The organism is Azospirillum soli, assembly GCF_017876165.1.
In the GTDB taxonomy this organism is placed as follows: domain Bacteria; phylum Pseudomonadota; class Alphaproteobacteria; order Azospirillales; family Azospirillaceae; genus Azospirillum; species Azospirillum soli.
The window spans coordinates 217681-236486 of sequence record NZ_JAGINQ010000001.1 but is presented as its reverse complement, the minus strand read 5'-3'; the positions used below and the strand labels follow the sequence as shown (position 1 = coordinate 236486).

The window sequence follows — 18806 nt, the reverse complement described above, 5'->3', positions numbered from 1 at the left end:
CGGCCCGTATGAAGGGATGGGGAGGAAGGGATGGGGACGATGCGACGGGTGATGACGGCCGGCGCTTGCGCGCTGGCTCTGCTGGGGATTGCCGGCTGTGCGGACACCAACTCCTGGTTCGGCGGGGCCGGGCCGTCCGCAGGCACCGCTGGGACAAGCGGGAGCAGCGCGACCGCCGCGCCGGATGATGCCGTTTCCGGGCAATCGACGCCGACGACCGGACGGTCGCCGATCAAGCTGGGCAACCGGGGTGCCGGAGTGGCCGACGATTCGGCGGAACGCAACCGCGCTTACTACCCCGGCACGCTGTCGGGCGACGGACGGTGGAACGCCGACAGCGATGCGCCCGGCGCGAATTGACGGCTTGTATGGACGAAAGGAAGGCTCCGTCCCTGACGTGAGGCGGCGGAGCCTTCTCCGAGGCACAAATCTCCTGTGCGGCATCCGGTAAACACCCAGGCGGGGCATCCGGTTCCTCCGTAGGAGGGAGCGGCGGTCCGAACGCGTCCGTCGCGCGTTCCCCAGAACAAAGTGATGTTTTGGGGCGACGTTTCGGGGCGATGTTTTGGGGCCGATGCTCGTCGCGGGAGGACCATGATGCGCGTGTTTCAGGTCGCGGCGCGGGCCATGTACATGCTGGCCGCCGCCGTCTTGACCCTGTTCTCGTTGGTGTTCGTCGGGGTCGCGGCGCTGGCGGTGGTGCAGGGGGTGGTCGCGCTGGACGCCCAGGCGGCGACGCACGGGCTGCTGGACGGCGTCGGCCTGATCGTACTGGCCATCGCTGTGTTCGAGATCGCCAAGTACCTCTACGAAGAGGAAATCGTCCGCGACCGCGAACTGCGCAACGCCGACGAGGCGCGCCGCACGCTGACCAAGTTCCTGACCACCATCATCATCGCCGCCAGCCTGGAGGGCCTCGTCCTGGTGTTCGAGGCGCGCACCACCGATTTCGCCGCGATGGTATACCCCGCCATCCTCCTTCTGGTCATCGTCTTCATGGTGCTGGGGCTGGCGCTGTTCCAATTGATCAGCCGCCGCGCCGAGACCATCAACCCGACCGAGGGCGACGCGTGAGCGCCCAAACGGCCTATGCCCGGTTGGCGGGGCGGGTTCCCGCGCCGTGCCGCCGCGCCCACTTCTCTATCGGAGCGTGTTTGTTTCCTTTCTCCGTCAGCGGAGTCCCTTGCCCATGTTCGACCCCAGCGAGATCGGCCGCATCTCTCCCGACGAGCAGGCCGATGCCCTGCGCACGTTGATCGCCGTCTTCGCCACGTCCGTGGTGCGGCCGGGCGAGCGAAGGCCCCGCAACGCGGTCAGCGCCGAGATCATCGACATCCTGGACGAGGTGCCCAGCGACCAAGCGGAGGCCGTCGCCCAGCTGTTCACCATGATGGCGCTGCGCCTGCGCCGGAAAGGCCGGCCGCGCCGGACCACCTTCCGCCTGACGCTGGAGACGGCCCTGCTCGCCCGCTCCTACGTCGGTGAGCCGGCCCCAAACAACGAGACGTCCTACCTGTCCTCCGACCGGCCGGGCCTGGGGATCATCGATCTGGCCTGTTCGGACATTCTGGAGCGCATGGCCGGCGTGCCGGACGCGGAACAGCGGGCGTGGTTGACCGCACAGGTGATCGCCACCGGCCTGATCGACGCCGACCGCCGCCACACGCTGGGCGGCGCGGACCGCGACCTGGGCGACATGGCGGTGGCGGAGTTCCTGCTGCGCTCCGCCGCGCAGTATCTCGCGGCGACGGCGGTCCGCTCGCCGCCGCAATCGCCCGAGGGTTCTTCGGAAGGTGGGGCGGGGTAGGGCAAAGTCCTGTCGTTGGGCCCCCACCCTAACCCTCCCCCATGCTGCGCACGGGGGAGGGGATAAATGCTCCTTCCCCCGCCGTCAGGTGGGGGAAGGCTGGGATGGGGGCCCGTCGCAACCTTGAAGCATCCTATTCCGCAATCACCACGCGGTTCCGGCCGGTTTCCTTGGCGCGGTAGAGCGCGGCGTCGGCCTCATTCAGCGCCGCCTCGATCATGCCGTCGCGCAGATCGACGGCGGCGACGCCGATGCTGACCGTCATGTGGAAGCTGATCCCGTCATGGACCAGTTCAGCGCCCTCGACCTTGGCGCGCAGGCGCTCGGCGACGGCGGGGGCGTCGGCAAGCTCGGTTTCCGGCAGCAGAACCACGAACTCCTCCCCGCCGTAGCGGCCGATCAGATCGCTGGGGCGCAGGTCGTCGCGCAGCAGGTTGGCGAAACGCTTCAGCGCCTCGTCCCCGGCGGCGTGCCCATGGGTGTCGTTGATGCGCTTGAAATGGTCGATGTCGGTCATCAGGACGGACAGGGGATGGCCGTAGCGGCGGGAACGGGCGATCTCCTCCTGCGCGCGCTCCAGGAAGAAGCGGCGGTTGGCGGCGCCGGTCAGCGGGTCGGTGTGGGCCTGCTCCAGCAGTTGCCGGTGCATCTCGGTGATGCGGCCGCCGGCCTTCAGCCGCGCCTTCAGATGGGCGGCGTTGACCGGCTTGTGGATGAAGTCGTCCGCCCCGGCGTCGAGCGCCTTGAACTCGTAGAAGGCGTCGTCGTGGGCAGTCATCAGGATCAGGTACTTGTAGGCCGTGCGCGGGTCGGCGCGCAGGTGCCAGCAGACCTCCAGCCCGCACAGCTTCGGCATTTCCCAATCGATGATGGCGATGTCGAAGGGCTCCGCCCGTGCGCGGTCCAGCGCCTCCTGCCCGTCCTTGGCCAGGATGACCTCATGCCCATAGGACGCCACCTGTTCCGACAGCATGGCGCGCATCAGGACGGTGTCGTCGGCGATGAGAACGCGCATGGGGGCGAGGATGCCCCGTTGCTTTGCGTACGGTCAATGAGGCGGATCGGCGCAGGGAGGGCCTCACCCGGCCGTGCGGCCGGCGCGAGCGAACGACGGGACGGCGAGCGCCGCGACCGCCACCGCGAGGGGGGCGAACGAGACCCAGAGGACCGTGTCCCATCCATAGGTCGCCAGCAGGCCGCCGGACGCGAAGGAGCCCAAGGCCATCGTCCCGAACACGATGAAGTCGTTGAGCGACTGCACCCGCGTCCGCTCATCCGGATGGTGGCACTCCAGCACGAGGGCAGAAGCGCCCAGGAAGCCGAAGTTCCAGCCGACGCCCAACAGAATCAGGCTCAGCCAGAAATGCGCCACGTCCACCCCCATCAGCCCGACCGCGGCGGCGGCGGCGGTCAGCGCCAATCCGGCGGCCACCATGCGCGGGGCGCCGAAGCGCGCGATCAGCCGCCCGGTGAAGAAGCTCGGCCCGTACATCGCGATCACGTGCCATTGCAGGCCGAGGTTGGACGCCTCCTGCGACAGGCCGCACAGCCGCATCGCCAACGGGGCGGCCGTCATGATGAAGTTCATGAGCAGGTAGGACACCAGCCCGCAGACCACGGCGGTGACGAAGCGGGGCTGGCGCGCGATGGCGCCGATCGGGCGGCCGCCGGCAACCTCCGCCGCCGTCGGCATGGGAAGCCGGACGCCGACCAGGACCAGGGCGGACACGACGGCCACGGCGGCCTGCGCCAGATAGGTGGCCGCGAACAGGAAGGGCGGCGACAGATCCATCGTGTAAGTGACGAGCTGCGGACCGATGACCCCGGCGAACACCCCGCCCGCCATCACGGCGGACATGGCGCGCGGACGGCGCTCCGGCGGGGCGCAATCGGCGGCGGCGAAGCGGAAGGAGAGAACCACGGCGGCATAGGCGCCTCCGAAGACCATCGCCGCGCAGAACAGCCAGAAAGACCCCAGCACGACCGCCAGCGCGGACAGCAGACCGACGAGAACGCCGCATCCCGTTCCCGCCAGGAACGCGGCGCGACGACCATGGCGCCGGGCAATGGCGCCGGCCGGCAAGGTGCACACCGCCATTCCCACCACGAAGATGGAGAGCGGCAGCGTCGCCAGCGTCGGGCTGGGCGCGAGCGTGTTGCCGACGATGGCGCCCGTTGCGTAGACGACCACCGAATTCGCGCCGGCGAGCGCTTGTGCGACGGACAGCCGCAGAACATTGCCCAGCTCATGCCCGTAGGGGTTCGCGGGCAGGACCCCGGTCTGGGTGCTGGCGTCGGCTTGAGACATGGGAACCTTTGGGCAATGTGTTGGCGGGCGATGCGTTGGCAGGCTGTGCGCGCGGTTGATCCAGGATTAGCGGCCATCCATTATGAACGGAAATGGTTTGTTCTCATGGATGAATGAGCGGGAGTCATGGATGCTTGATCGCCAGCTTCTTGCGATCCTGCGGGAGGTGGACCGCCTGGGCAGCGTCACCGCCGCCGCCAACCGGCTGAACGTCAGCCAGTCGGCGCTGAGCCACACGATCCGCAAGTTCGAGGAGCGCACCGGCATCGAGATCTGGATGAAGAAGGGGCGCAGCCTCCGCTTCACCCAGGCCGGGGACTACCTGCTGTCGCTGGCGCAGCGCGTGTTGCCGCAGTTCGAGCATGCCGAACGGGTTCTGGCCGACTTCGCCTCCGGCCAGCGCGGGGCGTTGCGGGTGGGGATGGAATGCCACCCCTGCCAGAAATGGCTGATGCGGATGACGGCCGCCTATCTCGCGCGGTGGCCCGATGTGGATTTCGAAGTCCGCACCGCCTTCCGCTTCGACGGTATCGCCGCGCTGCTGGACAATGAAATCGACCTGCTCATCACCCCCGATCCGGTCGATGTGCCCGAGGTGCATTTCACGCCCGTCTTCGATTACGACCTCGTCCTGGTGGTGCCCGAGGCGCATCCGCTGGCGGTGCGCGGCGTGGCGCTGCCGCACGACCTGCTTGCCGAGGAGCTGATCACCGTTCCGGTCAGCCTTGAGCGGCTGGACGTTTTCACGCGGTTCCTCGTCCCGGCCCATTGCCGGCCGCGCCGCCACAGGACGGCGGAAACGACCGATCTGACGCTGCAACTCGTCGCCGCCGGGCGCGGGGTTGCCGTCCTGCCGGACTGGCTCGTCCGCGAGGAGGGCTCGGGCCTGCCCATCCGCACCGTGCGCCTCGGTCCGGACGGGATCGGGAAAAGCATCCATCTCGGCGTCCGCCGTGGCGAAGAAGGGGTGGAGCACATCGCCGGTTTTCTGGCGCTGGCGCGGGAAACCGGCCAGTAGGACAGAGACAGAGGGAAAAAGCGTTCCGGTTGACCGCCGGGTGCCGAGGTTTGGTTTAAGCGCCGCCGTCCTCCGGCCCGGATGCGTCCTCGTCGCCCGGCTCATAGGAGAGCAGGTCACCGGGCTGGCAGTTCATCGCGGCGCACAGCGCGGCCAGGGTCTGGAAGCGCAGCCCTTTGACCTTCCCGTTTCGCAGGAGGGACAGGTTGGCTTCGGTGATGCCGATCTTCTGCGCCAGTTCCCGTCCGCGAATCCCGCGCTGCGCCATGACTTTGTCCAGGGTCACGCGAATGGGCATCAGACGAATTCCGCGTTTTCTTGAGCGATGCGCGTGGCCTCGACCATGACCTGGGCAATCACGAGGATCGCCACGCCGATCAAGGCGAACCCGACATCGTCGCCGCCGATCCCCACGACAAGCTTGCGGACGCCGGGTGGGCGGCCCATCGACAACGCCGTCGAAAGCCCAATGGACGCGGCCGGTCCCGCCGTCGCCAAAACCATCAGGGCGATGCCGCAGCGCCGCAGCCGCTTGGCCGCCGCGACCGTGAAGACCTCGCCGATTGCAAAGCCCTGGAACAGCCGGCGCAGTTCCCACAGTCCCCAGAAGATCGGCGCCGAATAGGCCAGCAGCACCGCGATCACCGCTACGGCGGTCAGGGGCGGGAAGGGTGCCGGTTCGAACCCGGCGATGGCGACCCAGCCCCAGGTCACGATCTGGTGGGGGAACAACTGGACGTAAGCCACGATGCCCGGCGGCAGTGCCAGCAAGGCCAACGTCAAGATCCAGGCAACCCGCCCGGATATCCGCGCGATGGCGGCGTTGTCGGAACCGGTGTCGGGCGCGGTCATGAAAACCTCTTCCTCTCTCCAAAGTTTTCTGCAATACGATAATTTTTATCGTCACACGATAAATCGGAGCATGCCATGCGTAGCCCATCGCCGTCCAGTGCCGCAGCCCGCACTCCCTTGATTTCCGCTGCCTTGTCGATCCTGCTGCTGGCCGGTTGCGCGGAAACGCGCATGACGGACCGGGTTGCCGTCGGTGGTGTCCCGTCCTCCAGCCCGCCATTGCTCAATCCGGTGGTACAGGCCGTGGATCTCGGCCGGACGCTACTGGTTCCGATCACCGGTTTCCGGTCCGGCGACCCCGATCAGGTCCGGCGGGAAGCGGAGGTCGAGCGGGTCGTCCGGGAAACCGTCGCCGGCCTGCCGATCCGCCAGACCGTTACGCCGGACACGCTGTTGGGCGCACCGCCGGAGGGCGGATGGGCCGGCATCGACGAGGGGCGGCTGGTCGCGGCGGCCCGCGCCGCCGGTTTGGATACGGTGCTGATCCTGCGGGTGGACGATTATGCCAGAACGGGGGCGATCACCGTTGCCCTGGCGGTTCCCCCGGTCACTTGGGAAACGGAAACCAAGGTGGCCGTTCAGGTTCGGCTTTTGGACGTGCGCAGCGGAACGGTGCGGACGGATCTCCGCCGCCTTCGTGAGCGGGGCGGGCTGTTCGCGTTGCGCGGCCATGACGAACTGCCGGCCGAGCTGAGCGCGACGGTCCGGTCTCTGATTGCGTCGAAGGAGTGATGGGCCGGGGCTGCCGTGAAAAGCGAAACGGTTTCCGGCAGCCCCACACCTCCTCCCGACCGGCATGCCGCGCGTTACCGCCTTCACGCCAACGTTGCACCGAATTTCCGGGTCGCCCAAAATCATTCGCCGGGCGATAGTGGTGGCCGCGCCGCGTCCGGCGAAGAATGGTTAATCGAGAGGGAACATCATGGCCCGCTACACGGGCGTCTACGGATTTCCGGAGTCGGCGGACGGCGCCCGGCGCCTTGCCCAGGCATTGGGCGTGCCGTGCCACATCGCCGAACTGCACCGGTTCCCGGACGGCGAAAGCCTCGTCCGGCTGCCGCAGGCGGTGGAGCGGGCAGTCGTCTACCGCTCGCTGGACCGGCCGAACGACAAGCTGGTGGAACTGGCGCTGGCCGCCTCCGTGCTGCGCCGCCAGGGGGCGACGGAGCTGTGCCTGGTCGCGCCTTACATGGCCTACATGCGCCAGGACGCCATCTTCAAGCCGGGCGAGCCCGTCAGCCAGGCGGTGATCGGCGACTGGCTGGGGCGGCTGTTCGACCGCTTCGTCTGTGTCGAGCCGCATCTGCACCGCACCCACACGCTGGATGAGGTGTTCGTCGGGCGACCCTCCGTCGCGCTGACGGGGGCGGGGCCGATCGCCGAGCGGCTGCGCGCGGACGGCGCACCGGCCGACACGGTGATCGTCGGGCCGGACGAGGAGGCGGAGCCGCTGGTTTCCGCCGTGGCGGGGCCGTTGGGCTTCACGCCGGTGGTCGGGCGCAAGGAGCGGCGCGGGGACCGTGACGTCACCGTGGTGCTGCCCGATGGCGCGCCGCTGGCCGGGCGGCCGGTGGTGATCGTGGACGACGTCATCAGCTCCGGCGAGACGATCTTTTCCTGTGCCCGCGCGGCGCGGGTGGCGGGGGCGGCGTCGATCCGGGTGTTCGGGGTGCATGCGCTGTTCGGCAGCGACGTCGCCGCGAAGTTCGAGGCCGAGGGGCTGGGCGTTCCCATCTCCTGCGACGGCGTCCCGCACCCGACCAACGAACTCCCGCTCGCCCGGATGATCGCCGAGGCGCTGACGAACGGGTAAGGATTTGTCGGTACACTGAGGGACAGGGCAATAGGGCGGGAGGATCGCCATGAAACTGTCCCTCACCTTCCACGGCGCCGCCGGCACAGTCACCGGGTCCTGCTTTCGCCTGCACACGGGCGACGGCGACGTGCTGATCGACTGCGGCCTGTTCCAGGGCACCAAGACGGTCAAGGAGCTGAACTACCGGCCCTTCCCGTTCAACCCGGCCGCCGTAAAGGCGGTGCTGCTGACCCACGCGCACATCGACCATTCCGGGCTGCTGCCGAAGCTGGTGCGCCAGGGCTTCAAAGGGCCGGTCTACGCCACCGCCGGCACGGCCGACCTGCTGGCCTACATGCTGCCTGACAGCGGCTATATCCAGGAGACGGAAGTGGACCGCCTGAACCGCCGCAATCGCCAGCGCGGGCGGCCAGCGGTGCAGCCGATCTACACCCAGGCGGACGCGCAGGCGGCCATCACGCGGCTGCGCGGGGTGGAGTATGGGGAGTGGGTCCCGGTGCTGGCCGGCGTGCGGGCGCGTTTCTGGCAGGCCGGGCACATCCTGGGCTCCGCCTCCGTCGAGGTGGAGGTGACGCGGCGCAACGCCGAGACTCGCATCCTGTTTTCCGGCGATCTGGGGCCGGGCGGCAAGACCTTCCACGGCGACGCGGAGGGGCCGGCGCGGCCGGACTGGCTGGTGCTGGAAACCACTTACGGCGATCGCGAGCGCATCGAGGTGGGCGAGGCGGAGCGGCAGGCGCGCCTGCGCGAGGAGGTGCGGACGGCGCTGGAGGCCGGGGGCAACCTGCTGATCCCGGTCTTCGCGGTGGAGCGCACGCAGGAACTGCTCTACGACCTGCACCGGCTGTTCGACCGGGGCGAAATCCCGCTGACCAACGTGTTCCTCGACTCGCCCTTGGCCGACGCGGTGACCGGTGTGTTCCGCCAGCATCTGGACGAGCTGGGGACGAAAGGCGACCCCTTCGGGCGGTCCAACATCCACCGGGTGCGGTCGGCGGCGGAAAGCCAGAAGCTGAACGCCGTGACGGGCGGGGCCATCATCATGGCGGCCAGCGGCATGTGCGACGCCGGGCGCATCCGCCATCACCTGAAGAACAACCTGTGGCGCCCGGAGGCGACCGTCCTGCTGGTCGGCTATCAGGCGCCGGGCACGCTCGGCCATCTGCTGGAACACGGCGCCCAGCGCGTGCGCATCCACGGGGAGGAAATCCAGGTGCGCGCCCGTGTCCACTCGTTGGACGTCTACTCCGGCCACGCCGACCGCAGCGGCCTGCTGTCCTGGGTCGAGGCCCGGCAGGGCGTGGGACGCGGGCTGTTTCTGGTCCACGGCGAGGACGCCGCCCGCGAGGGCATCCGGGCGGGGCTGGTGGAGCGGGGCTGGGATCCGGCGCTGATCCGCACGCCGGACCTGGACGAGACGGTGGACCTGACCGCGCCCGCACCGGCCAAGGCGCCGGGCGACGCGCCCCGCCTGGAACCCGCGGCGCTGGCCGCCGCCACTGACTGGCACAACCGCTACGCGGAACTGATGCTCGACCTGAACCGGGCCATGGAAAGCGCTGCCGACGACGCGGCGCGGGAGGCGCTGCTCGCGCGGTTGCGGGAAGGGTTGGAGCGGTAAGGCAAAAAGCACCACGTCCCCCGCGTCGAACCGACGCGGGGGACGTGTTTCACAATGGCAATCTCCACAACGGTCCCGCAGATGGTGTAGGGTAAGAAAAAGAGCATTTCGCGAGGTGGAGAGGTCGATGTCGAAAGTGGCGACCGTCGTTAAGCAGATGGCGCGTAAGCTGACCGAAGACCTTGCGAGGCTCGGCCGCCTGCGCGATGCCGGCACGCCCAAAACCTTTCCCATCTTCCGCGAGATCCGCAACGCGCACTTGGACATCCAAGGCCTGATCTTTTCGATTCAGGAGCGGATCGAACCGGCGGGAAACGAACTGCCGCCGAACTTCCCGCAGTGGGTGATCCGGCAGAAGCTGAACGACATCGCCATCTTCACCGACATCAGCCACGCCTTCATCAGCAACCCGCCGCTGGCGCTGACCTCCTCGCTCGGCGCCTTCGACGTGTTGCAGGCGGAGCAGAAAGCCTTCAACGAGACGCTGAACGCCTTCGACATGATGCTGATGGAAGCGGGCATCGACGACAAGACCGCCGACGAGCTGGACGCCACCCGCACCAAGATCGAGCAGATCCTGGGCATGATCGACACCTTGTTGGAAAAAAGCCCCAAGGTGCTTCAGGAATTCTAGAAGACCGCCGGATTGTTTCAAATTTGATGCTTTGCGTGTACGTCCGATCTGGCTAATGTCGTGGTGTATGTGGGGGCTTTCCGTTCCCGACATCGCCCCACCGACGTCCATCCCACGCGCAAGGCCGGTCCGGTACGAAGATGCAGAGGCCCGCTCGACCCGAACCGAACGTGTCCGTGGCGGGATTGGCCGACCCGGCACCGCCGCGCTGGCTGGACAGGCTGGTCGCTTGGCGCATTCCCTGGCTGGTGTTGCTGGCATCGCTGGCGCTGACGGGGCTGGCGTGGTTCCAGACCTCCAGGTCGGTCGCCGAGGACGCCGAGAGCCGCTTCGCTCTGCGCGTGGAACAGCTTCAGCACCAGTTGGACGACCACATCAAGGTCTATGTGCAGGTGGCCCGCTCCGCCGCCGCGCTCCACAGCGCCTTCCCCGAGGTGCGGCGGACGGAATGGATCCGGTTCGTGGACGGCCTCGACCTCTACGAGCGGTATCCCGGCATGCAGGGCGTCGCCTTCGCCCGCTTCGTCAAGCCGGAGGCTGTGCAAGACGTGATTGCGGGCGTCCGCGCCGATGGCGTCAAGAGCTTCCGCATCTGGCCGGACATCGGCGGGCCGGACCGCGTGGTCAACGTCTACTCCGCCCCGGTCAACGACCAGAACGTTCGCGCGCTCGGCTACGACATGTTCTCCGAGCCGGTCCGCCGCACCGCCATCGAGCAGGCGCGCGACAGCGGGGAGCCGGCCTTCACCCGCTCCATCGCGCTGAAGATCGACGACGCGACCGGGCCGCAGCCTGCCTTCATCATCTATCAGGCGGTTTACCGCAACGGCCAGCAGCCGCGCACGGTGGAGGAACGCCGGGCGACCTTCGCCGGGGTGGTGGTGACGCCGATCCGGGTCGCCCCGCTGGCCAGCGCCATCTTCGATTCCAGCACGCGCGACGTCGGCGTGACCATCATCGAGGGCACGGCCACCGACGCCGAGTTTCCGCTGTACCGCAGCCGCGCGCCGTCGGCGGAACCGCCCCTGCTGACTGCGGTGCGTTCGGTCGCGCTGGGCGGTCATGTGTGGACCGTGCGCTATGAGAGCCGGCCGGGGTTCGAGGCGGGCATGCAGGGGTGGAAGCCCATCTTCGTGCTGGTCGCCGGGTCGGCGTTGAGCGGGCTTCTGTTCACGCTGCTGTGGGCGCTGACCACGACGCGCGGGCGTGCGGTGGAGATGGCCGGCCGCATGACCGCCTCGCTGCGCCGGCGCGAGGCGGAACTGCACCAGCTGTTCAACCAGGCGCCGCTGGGCATCGCCATGCTCGACCGGGATGCCAAGCTCATCGACTGCAATCCGGCCTTCGCCCGCGCCGTGGGGGCCGCGCGCGACGGGCTGGTCGGCATCGACACGCGGCTGCGGGCGCAGGACCCGGCGCTGGTCGCGGCCATCGACAACGCCATCGCGGGGCAGAGCGCGCGGCTGGAGGTCGATCAGCTCCTCCTCGCCGGGGGGCGGCACAGCCACTTCAACGTCCACCTGCAACCCGTCGCGACGCCGGACGAGCCGCCTTTCGTGCTGGCCTTCGTCGAGGACATCGGCGAGAAGCGCCGGGCCGAGCAGCACATCCACTATCTGGCGCATTTCGACGCGCTGACCGGCCTGCCCAACCGCGTCCTGCTGTTCGACCGCATCGGGCAGGCGAGCCGGCAGGCGCGCCGCGATGGCACCAAGGTGGCGGTGCTGTTCATCGACCTGGACCGCTTCAAGGTCATCAACGACAGCCTGGGCCACAGCTTCGGCGACGAGGTTCTGCGGTCGGTCGCCCGGCGCCTGCACGCGGGCCTGCGCGAGAGCGACACGGTCGGGCGGCTGGGCGGCGACGAATTCCTGATCGTCGTGCCGAACCTGGAGCAGGCCTCCGACGCCGCCGCCGTGGCGGAGAAGGTGCTGTCGCAGCTGTCCAGCCCCTTCGCGGTCGGCGGGCAGAGCTTCGTCGTCTCGCCCAGCATCGGCATCAGCCTGTTCCCCGACGACGCGGAGGACGCCGAAGGGCTGATCCGCTGTGCCGACATCGCGATGTACAACGCCAAGGACGCCGGCCGGAACGCCTTCCGCTTCGTCACGCGCGAGATGGGCGCCCGCTCGCGCGAGCGGCTGGATCTGGAGGCGGCGCTGCGCCGCGCGCTGACCAACGGCGAGCTGTTCATCGTCTACCAGCCGCAGGTCCGGATATCCGACGGGCAGGTGGTCGGGGTGGAGGCGCTGCTGCGCTGGCGCCACCCGGAGGCGGGGCTGATCATGCCCGGCCGCTTCCTGCCCATCGCCGAGGAAACGGGCCTCGTCCAGGCCATCGGCGATTGGGTCTTGCAGGAGGTCTGCGCGCAGATCCGCCGCTGGAAGAATCATATCGGCCTGTCGGTCCCGGTCGCGGTCAACGTCGCCGCCCAGCAGTTCCGCGACGGGCAGTTGCCCACCAAGGTCGCCGCGGCGCTGGCCGCCAACAACCTGGATGGGCGGGAGCTGGAGATCGAGGTGACGGAAGGCACTCTGATCGACGACATCCCCGCCGCCGTCTCCACGCTGCGCGCGCTGAAGGAGCGGGGCATCCTGATCGCGCTGGACGATTTCGGGACGGGCTATTCGTCGCTCAGCTACCTGCACCGCTTCCCCATCGACAAGCTGAAGATTGACCGGTCCTTCATCCACGATCTGGAGCAGGACGGGACGGGCGATTCCGTCCCGCGCGCCATCGTCGGGCTGGGCCGCAGTCTGGGCCTGTCGGTCGTCGCCGAGGGCGTGGAGACGGAAGCCCAGCTCCAGCTGCTGCGCGACCTGCGGTGCGAGAGCTTCCAGGGATATCTGTTCAGCCGCCCGGTCCTGCCGGAGGAGTTGGAGCCGATGTTGGCCGTTCGCGCCGCGCGCGATCGGACGCGGCGCGAACTGGGATCGCCGGTGGGGTGACCCGGAGGAGATGATCTGGGGTAGATGATTTGGGGGATGGGCCGCGCTGATGCTTGGCCCATCCCAGGGCGTCACCTTGGGGGCGTCACCTCGGGAAGATGACTTCGCGGTCCTCGGTCGCCTGCCAGGCGGGTTTCGGGCGGTGCCCCAACTCGCGCCGGCCGCCGGTGTCGTGCCCGGTGTCGCGGATGATCTCGCCTCGACCGTCGCCGCTGTGCTCCCGGCCGCCCTTGTATTCGTAGCCGCGCCGGACCCAGCCGCGCGAGATCGCGGTGCCGGCCAGCACGCCGAAGCCGGCGACCAGGGCCGCCGTCATCCAGGGGTGCATCTGCGCCTCGGTGTAAAGGCTGGTTTCGCGCACGAAGCGATGGCGGCCGGCCCGCTCGTAGCCGTCGTCGCCGTGGCCATGCAGGGCGTCGTGCCGCTCTCGGCGCGGACCGCCGGCGCGGGTGGCGCGGGTCAGCGAGCGTTCCATGACATAGTCGGTGACGCGCGGCGCGAAGGTTTCGGCCAGCGAAAACAGCTTCGCCCCGCCGCCGACGAACATGTCGCGCATCGGATGCTGGGCGGCGTGCAGGATGGCCTTGGCGACCAGTTCCGGCGCGTAGACGGGCGGCGGGTTGATCGGCTCGGAGTCCAGCAGGTTCTTGGCGTGCTCCTCATACATGGTGTCGATGGCCGCCGGCTTGATGAGCGTCACGGAAATGGGGGCGCCGTCCGCCTCCAACTCCATCCGCAATGCGTCGGTGAAGCCCTTCACCGCATGCTTGGTGGCGGAGTAGGCCCCTTGCAGGGGGATGGAGCGGTCGGACACCACGCTGCCCAGATTGATGAGCGCGCCGCTGCCCCGCCGCAGATGCGGAATGGCGGCCAGCGAGCCGTTGACCACACCCCAGTAGTTCGTTTCGAACAGGCGGCGGTGGTCCTCCATAGGCGTGTCCTCGATCTTGCCGTAGATCGAGACGCCCGCGTTGTTCACCCACGTGTCGATCCGGCCGTAGCTGCGCACGGCGGTGTCGGCGAGTTGGCGCATCTCGTCCGGGTTCGCCACGTCGGCCACGCAATGCACCGCGTCGCCGCCATCGGCGCGGATTTCGTCGGCGACCTTGGCGAGCGCGTCGCGGTCGCGGGCGGAGAGCACGACCTTGGCCCCGCGCTCCGCCGCCATGCGGGCGGTGACCAGCCCGATGCCGCTGGTGGCGCCGGTGATGACGATCACTTGCTGTTCAATGGGCTTCAGTTGCAGACGCATGGGAATCTCCCGTTCGTGGACCTTTTCCGCGAGGTTTTGATCTGTGGGGCTTTGGGTCATGAACAGGCGAAGGCGTCCGGGCGTTGCCGAATAGGGGCGTTGCCGAATGGGGACGCCGCCGAAGGGGGGCTTCGCCGGGAGATTTACCGGGTGGGTGAGAGGACCTCGCCCTTTGGAAGGGTTGGCGGCCTTCGGTTCCGGTCCACCTTACCCCGAACAACAAACGGGGAAGGGGAAAAGCGCCCATGCAGCGGACAGCAGCGGCGCCACGGCCCATCATCAGTATGGATGGGTTGGGCGAGCGGTATCGGCGTGTGCGCGCCACCACGGCGGGGCTCGCCGCCGGCCTGTCGCATGAGGATCAGGTGGTGCAGTCCATGCCGGACGCGAGCCCGGTGAAATGGCACCTGGCGCACACGACCTGGTTCTTCGAAACCTTTCTTTTGACACCGAATCTTCCGTCCTATCGGCCCTTCGATCCGGCCTTCGGCTATCTGTTCAATTCCTATTACGAGGCGGTCGGCGCGCGGCATCCGCGCCCACGGCGCGGCCTGCTGACCCGCCCCGGCGTCCCGGAGGTCGCGGCCTACCGCGACCATGTGGATGAGGCGATGCTGGGACTGCTGGAAGGAGCCGAGGCCGAGCGGCTGGCGCCGCTGGTCACGCTGGGCCTTGCGCATGAGGAGCAGCATCAGGAACTGATCCTGATGGATTTGCTGCACCTGTTTTCCTGCAACCCGGTGGCGCCGGCCTACCGCCCCTTCCGCCCGGTGCCTCGCGCCGTGAGCGGTGAGGGGTGCTGGATCGCCGTGGACGGCGGCATCGTGGCGATTGGTCATGACGGGGGCGGGTTCGCCTTCGACAACGAGGGTCCACGGCACGAGGTGCTGCTGCGGCCGTTCCGACTGTTCTCGAAGCCGGTCACCAACGGCGAGTGGCGGGCCTTTATCGAGGATGGTGGCTACCGCACGCCGACCCTCTGGCTGTCCGATGGCTGGGCGACCGCGACCGCCGAGGGATGGGAGGCTCCGGCCTACTGGCGCCGCCGGGAGGACGGGTGGGCGGAGTTCACCCTGATGGGCGAGATCCCCTTGGACGAGGCCGCACCCGTCTGCCACGTCAGCTATTACGAGGCGGACGCCTTCGCCCGCTGGGCCGGCAAGCGCCTGCCGACCGAGGCCGAATGGGAAGCGGCGGCGGCCGGGCTGGAGGCGCGCGGCAACACGATGGGCAGCGGCCTGCTGCGACCGGTTCCGGCCGAGGGTAATGGTGGCGAGGGCGAATTGCTCCAAATGTTTGGCGATGTCTGGGAATGGACGGCCAGTTCCTATTCCGCCTATCCCGGCTTCCGGCCCGCCGTCGGGGCGGTCGGCGAATACAACGGCAAATTCATGGCGAACCAATATGTGCTGCGCGGCGGATGCTGCGGCACGCCGGACGGGCATGTCCGCGCCAGCTACCGGAATTTCTTCTACCCGCACCAGCGCTGGATGTTCAGCGGCGTGCGCCTTGCGGAGGACGCGTGATGCCTGGAGTTTCCGCCGCTCGCGCCGCTCAGGCGCTGGACAACGGCTTCCTTGCCGACGTGCTCGACGGGCTGTCGCGCCCGCGCAAGAGCCTGCCCTGTAAGTATTTCTACGACCGCGAAGGATCGGCGCTGTTCGACGCGATCTGCACGCTGGACGAATATTACCCGACGCGGACGGAGACAGCGCTGCTGCACGACCGCGCCGCCGAGATCGCCGGACTGGCCGGGCCGGGCGCCACGCTGGTCGAACTGGGCAGCGGGTCGAGCGTCAAGGTGCGCATCCTGCTCGACGCGCTCGACGACCCGGCCATGTATGTGCCGGTGGACATCAGCCGGGAGCATCTGGTCGCCGCCGCCGCGCGGCTGGCCGGCGACTATCCGGCGGTGACGGTGGTGCCGGTCGCCGCCGACTATGTGCGCGGGTTCGCCCTGCCGCGCGGCGTCCGGCCGGAACGGACGGTGGTCTTCTTTCCCGGCTCCACCATCGGGAATTTCCGACCGGCCGAGGCGCTTACGTTTCTGCGCGGCCTGGGGCAACGGCTCGGCGTCGGGGCGCGCCTGCTGATCGGGGTGGACCTGCGCAAGGATCGCCGCATTCTGGAGGCCGCCTACAACGACGCGGCGGGCGTGACGGCCGCCTTCAACATGAATCTGCTGGCCCGCATCAACCGGGAACTGAGCGGCACCTTCGACCTGACCCGCTTCGCGCACCGCGCCCATTATGACGCCGTGCGCGGGCGCATCGAGATGCATCTGGAAAGCCTTGTCCCCCAGACTGTCCGCGTTGCTGGGCGGCCGTTCCGCTTCGCGGCGGGTGAGACCATCCACACGGAGAATTCCTACAAATACTCGATTGGCGGCTTCCGCCGCATGGCGGCGCGGGCTGGTTGGGCCACGGAGCGCAGTTGGACCGACGCGGACGGTCTGTTCAGCCTGCATTGGATGGTCTGGCGCGGGTAACGGCGGAACCTGGGGGAGACCGCGGGGTTCTTTCCAGAGGACTGCAACAACAAGGCATGTGTGATGACCATCTTCGACCAGATCAAGCAGGATCACGACACCGTCCGCAGCCTGCTCGATAAGGCCGAGAAGGCCGACGGTGGCGCCCGCCCGGTCTACGAGGAACTGCAACGCGAACTGTGGGCCCACGGCAAGGTGGAGGAAGCGGTCTTCTACGAGGCGCTGGCCCGAGCCCGCTCCGCCAAGACGGAGACGGCGCAGGGGCTGAACGAGCATCACCTGATCAACGGCCTGCTCGACGAACTGAACGCCATGCCCGCCGACAGCACCGCTTGGAAGGCGAAGCTCCAAGTGCTGAGCGAACTTGTCCGCCACCACCTCGACGAAGAGGAAGAGGAGATGTTCGAGGAGGCGGAGGAGGCGCTGGGCGACGAACGCGCCGAGGAACTCGGTCGGATTTACGCCGAGCGCAAGGAGCAGGCGCTGGCTGCGCTGGCGCCCCTGCCGAAGGGGTGAGTGGTGGAGGTGCCGCCTTTCGCAACCTTGCGCAAGGCGGCGGTTGGCCTTATGTTGGGAGGGTCGGGAGCCGAGGGTTTGCCCTCGACCCCCACCTTTAGCTCAGGTACTCGACGGCGAAGCGGAGCTCCCATCCGCTCGCCGTCTTACTGAACTTCAGGCTAAAGCGCAGCTTTAACAGCATCGCTTTGCCCTCCGGTTCATCAGCCGGGGTAATTCCCGTCTGATGTGTACATTCGTAGGGCTTTTTCTCTGTTTTGAAAATCGGGCGCGGCGCGATGCCGCAAGACCCTTCCTGCGCGTGCGCGGGAGGCTGGGGCGCCTCTTTTGATCTTCTGATCTTTGTTGCTTTGTGGTTTTCATCGGCACTCCACCCGTCAGCCGATGTTGCTCCCATGCCGCCCGCACCCAAATCCGCCGCCGGTTCGCTCGCGTCCTTCTGCCCTTGGGCCGGAGAGGAGGGCGTTCGTGTCTATCTGCGCCCAGTCGGGCTGATGCCCATTGCCGCCTGGGCCAAGGGGGCGGCAGTGCCGCTGGCGGGAGGGCGGTTCGCCTTCGCCATGGCCGAACTGATCGTCCGGGAGGGGACGCGCATCGAACGCGCCTTCGCACCGCTGTCGGAAATCATGGCCTGGGGATGGGAGCGGGGGCGCGCTGTCGCCGAGACGCTCGACCGCCGGCTGGGCGCACTGACCCGCGCGCGGGCGCCGTTCGGCGGGCTGGACCTGTCGCGGCCGCGCATCATGGGCATCGTCAACGTCACGCCGGACAGCTTTTCCGATGGTGGCGATTTCTTCGATGCCAAAACCGCCATCGCCCATGGCGAGGCGATGTTGGAGGCCGGGGCCGACGTGCTGGACATCGGCGGCGAGTCCACCCGTCCCGGCTCCGCGCCGGTTCCGCCGGAAGAGGAGGAGGCGCGGGTGCTGCCCGTCATCCGGCATTTCGCGGCCAAGGGCGTCGTCACCTCGGTGGACACGCGGCACGCGCGGGTCATGCGCGCAGCGCTGGAGGCTGGGGCGACGATCATCAACGACATCAACGGGCTGCGCGACCCGGAGGCGCTGCCGGTCGTGGCGGAGAAGGCCGCCCCCGTGGTGCTGATGCACATGCAGGGCGAACCCGGCACCATGCAGCAGAACCCCAGCTACGAGGACGCGGCACTCGACGTGTTCGACTGGCTGGAGGAGCGGGTAGCGACCTGCCTCAAGGCCGGCGTGCCGCTGGAGCGCATCGCGGTCGATCCCGGCATCGGCTTCGGCAAGGCGGTGGAGCACAATCTGGACGTCTTGCGCCACACGGCGCTGTACCACGGGCTTGGCTGCGTGGTCCTGATCGGCCTATCGCGCAAGGCCTTCATCGGCAAGCTGTCGCGGGGCGAGCCGCCGAAGGAACGGCTCGCTGGCTCGCTGGCCGCCGGGCTGGAGACCTTCAACCAGGGCGCCCAGATCCTGCGGGTCCACGACCTCGTCCAAACGGCGCAGGCGCGGGCCGTGTGGGAGGGGCTGCATCCGCCCATGTAATGGGCGCTCGTAATCCTTTCGCGCCT

The 18806-nt window shown here is 68.4% G+C and carries 19 protein-coding genes; 13 read left to right on the top strand and 6 right to left on the bottom strand.

All coding sequences use genetic code 11. The features are described 5' to 3' along the window. Window positions 1-30: 30 nt before the first annotated feature. The 3 genes from J2852_RS01175 to J2852_RS01165 all read left to right on the top strand — a co-directional run bounded on the left by J2852_RS01175 (window position 31) and on the right by J2852_RS01165 (window position 1807). Window positions 31-360, top strand: coding sequence for a hypothetical protein (locus J2852_RS01175; protein ID WP_209869665.1), 330 nt, complete (start codon window positions 31-33; stop codon window positions 358-360). A 234-nt stretch (window positions 361-594) separates the two neighbouring features. Beyond that, window positions 595-1074: a hypothetical protein gene (locus J2852_RS01170; protein WP_209869662.1), complete on the top strand. Its 480-nt coding sequence runs from the start codon at window positions 595-597 to the stop codon at window positions 1072-1074. A gap of 115 nt (window positions 1075-1189) precedes the next feature. Beyond that, window positions 1190-1807, top strand: coding sequence for a hypothetical protein (locus J2852_RS01165; protein ID WP_209869660.1), 618 nt, complete (start codon window positions 1190-1192; stop codon window positions 1805-1807). A 133-nt stretch (window positions 1808-1940) separates the two neighbouring features. Here the strand turns inward: J2852_RS01165 and J2852_RS01160 are convergent, their stop codons facing one another. Next, entirely contained in the window at window positions 1941-2822 is an 882-nt protein-coding gene (locus J2852_RS01160) for a diguanylate cyclase (RefSeq protein ID WP_209869657.1), read from the bottom strand. Window positions 2823-2885: 63 nt separating this feature from the next. After that, on the bottom strand, window positions 2886-4115 hold the full coding sequence (locus tag J2852_RS01155; RefSeq protein ID WP_209869654.1) for an MFS transporter: 1230 nt from the start codon (window positions 4113-4115) through the stop codon (window positions 2886-2888). A 130-nt stretch (window positions 4116-4245) separates the two neighbouring features. On the opposite strand from J2852_RS01155, the gene J2852_RS01150 reads away from it, so the two are divergent. After that, window positions 4246-5133, top strand: a complete 888-nt coding sequence (locus tag J2852_RS01150) for a LysR family transcriptional regulator (protein ID WP_246499234.1) — start codon at window positions 4246-4248, stop codon at window positions 5131-5133. A 55-nt stretch (window positions 5134-5188) separates the two neighbouring features. Here the strand turns inward: J2852_RS01150 and J2852_RS01145 are convergent, their stop codons facing one another. After that, window positions 5189-5431, bottom strand: coding sequence for a helix-turn-helix domain-containing protein (locus J2852_RS01145; RefSeq protein ID WP_209869649.1), 243 nt, complete (start codon window positions 5429-5431; stop codon window positions 5189-5191). Continuing rightward, the gene (locus J2852_RS01140; protein ID WP_209869646.1) at window positions 5431-5985 is read right to left on the bottom strand and encodes a DUF2975 domain-containing protein; all 555 of its coding nucleotides are present in this window, start codon (window positions 5983-5985) and stop codon (window positions 5431-5433) included. The genes J2852_RS01145 and J2852_RS01140 overlap by 1 nt, the downstream gene beginning before the upstream one ends. 75 nt (window positions 5986-6060) lie before the next feature. Between J2852_RS01140 and J2852_RS01135 the strand changes: the two genes are divergently transcribed. From J2852_RS01135 to J2852_RS01115, 5 genes are all read left to right on the top strand, one after another. Continuing rightward, the gene (locus J2852_RS01135; protein ID WP_209869643.1) at window positions 6061-6717 is read left to right on the top strand and encodes a hypothetical protein; all 657 of its coding nucleotides are present in this window, start codon (window positions 6061-6063) and stop codon (window positions 6715-6717) included. 190 nt (window positions 6718-6907) lie between these two features. Continuing rightward, complete coding sequence (locus J2852_RS01130; protein WP_209869640.1) at window positions 6908-7798, top strand: ribose-phosphate diphosphokinase; 891 nt, start codon at window positions 6908-6910, stop codon at window positions 7796-7798. Between the two features lie 49 nt (window positions 7799-7847). Further along, on the top strand, window positions 7848-9422 hold the full coding sequence (locus J2852_RS01125; RefSeq protein WP_209869637.1) for an MBL fold metallo-hydrolase: 1575 nt from the start codon (window positions 7848-7850) through the stop codon (window positions 9420-9422). Between the two features lie 127 nt (window positions 9423-9549). Beyond that, complete coding sequence (locus J2852_RS01120) at window positions 9550-10056, top strand: hypothetical protein (RefSeq protein ID WP_209869634.1); 507 nt, start codon at window positions 9550-9552, stop codon at window positions 10054-10056. Between the two features lie 170 nt (window positions 10057-10226). Beyond that, window positions 10227-13001: a bifunctional diguanylate cyclase/phosphodiesterase gene (locus J2852_RS01115; protein ID WP_343206649.1), complete on the top strand. Its 2775-nt coding sequence runs from the start codon at window positions 10227-10229 to the stop codon at window positions 12999-13001. Between the two features lie 85 nt (window positions 13002-13086). Here J2852_RS01115 and J2852_RS01110 read toward each other — a convergent pair whose 3' ends face one another. Next, a complete protein-coding gene (locus tag J2852_RS01110) occupies window positions 13087-14253 on the bottom strand; it encodes an SDR family oxidoreductase (protein WP_209869625.1) in 1167 nt (388 codons plus the stop codon). Between the two features lie 245 nt (window positions 14254-14498). Here J2852_RS01110 and egtB point away from each other — a divergent pair, with 245 nt between their 5' ends. The 3 genes from egtB to J2852_RS01095 all read left to right on the top strand — a co-directional run bounded on the left by egtB (window position 14499) and on the right by J2852_RS01095 (window position 17257). Then, window positions 14499-15779 (top strand): ergothioneine biosynthesis protein EgtB, encoded by a 1281-nt coding sequence (gene egtB / locus J2852_RS01105; RefSeq protein ID WP_246499233.1) that lies wholly within the window; start codon window positions 14499-14501, stop codon window positions 15777-15779. Continuing rightward, window positions 15779-16741 (top strand): L-histidine N(alpha)-methyltransferase, encoded by a 963-nt coding sequence (gene egtD / locus J2852_RS01100; protein ID WP_209869622.1) that lies wholly within the window; start codon window positions 15779-15781, stop codon window positions 16739-16741. The genes egtB and egtD overlap by 1 nt, the downstream gene beginning before the upstream one ends. 63 nt (window positions 16742-16804) lie before the next feature. Further along, window positions 16805-17257, top strand: a complete 453-nt coding sequence (locus tag J2852_RS01095; RefSeq protein WP_209869620.1) for a hemerythrin domain-containing protein — start codon at window positions 16805-16807, stop codon at window positions 17255-17257. Between the two features lie 97 nt (window positions 17258-17354). Here J2852_RS01095 and J2852_RS01090 read toward each other — a convergent pair whose 3' ends face one another. Then, window positions 17355-17654, bottom strand: coding sequence for a hypothetical protein (locus J2852_RS01090; protein ID WP_209869616.1), 300 nt, complete (start codon window positions 17652-17654; stop codon window positions 17355-17357). On the opposite strand from J2852_RS01090, the gene folP reads away from it, so the two are divergent. Further along, window positions 17653-18780, top strand: coding sequence for a dihydropteroate synthase (gene folP, locus J2852_RS01085; RefSeq protein WP_209869613.1), 1128 nt, complete (start codon window positions 17653-17655; stop codon window positions 18778-18780). The two genes, J2852_RS01090 and folP, sit on opposite strands and share 2 nt — an antisense overlap. Window positions 18781-18806 lie beyond the last annotated feature (26 nt).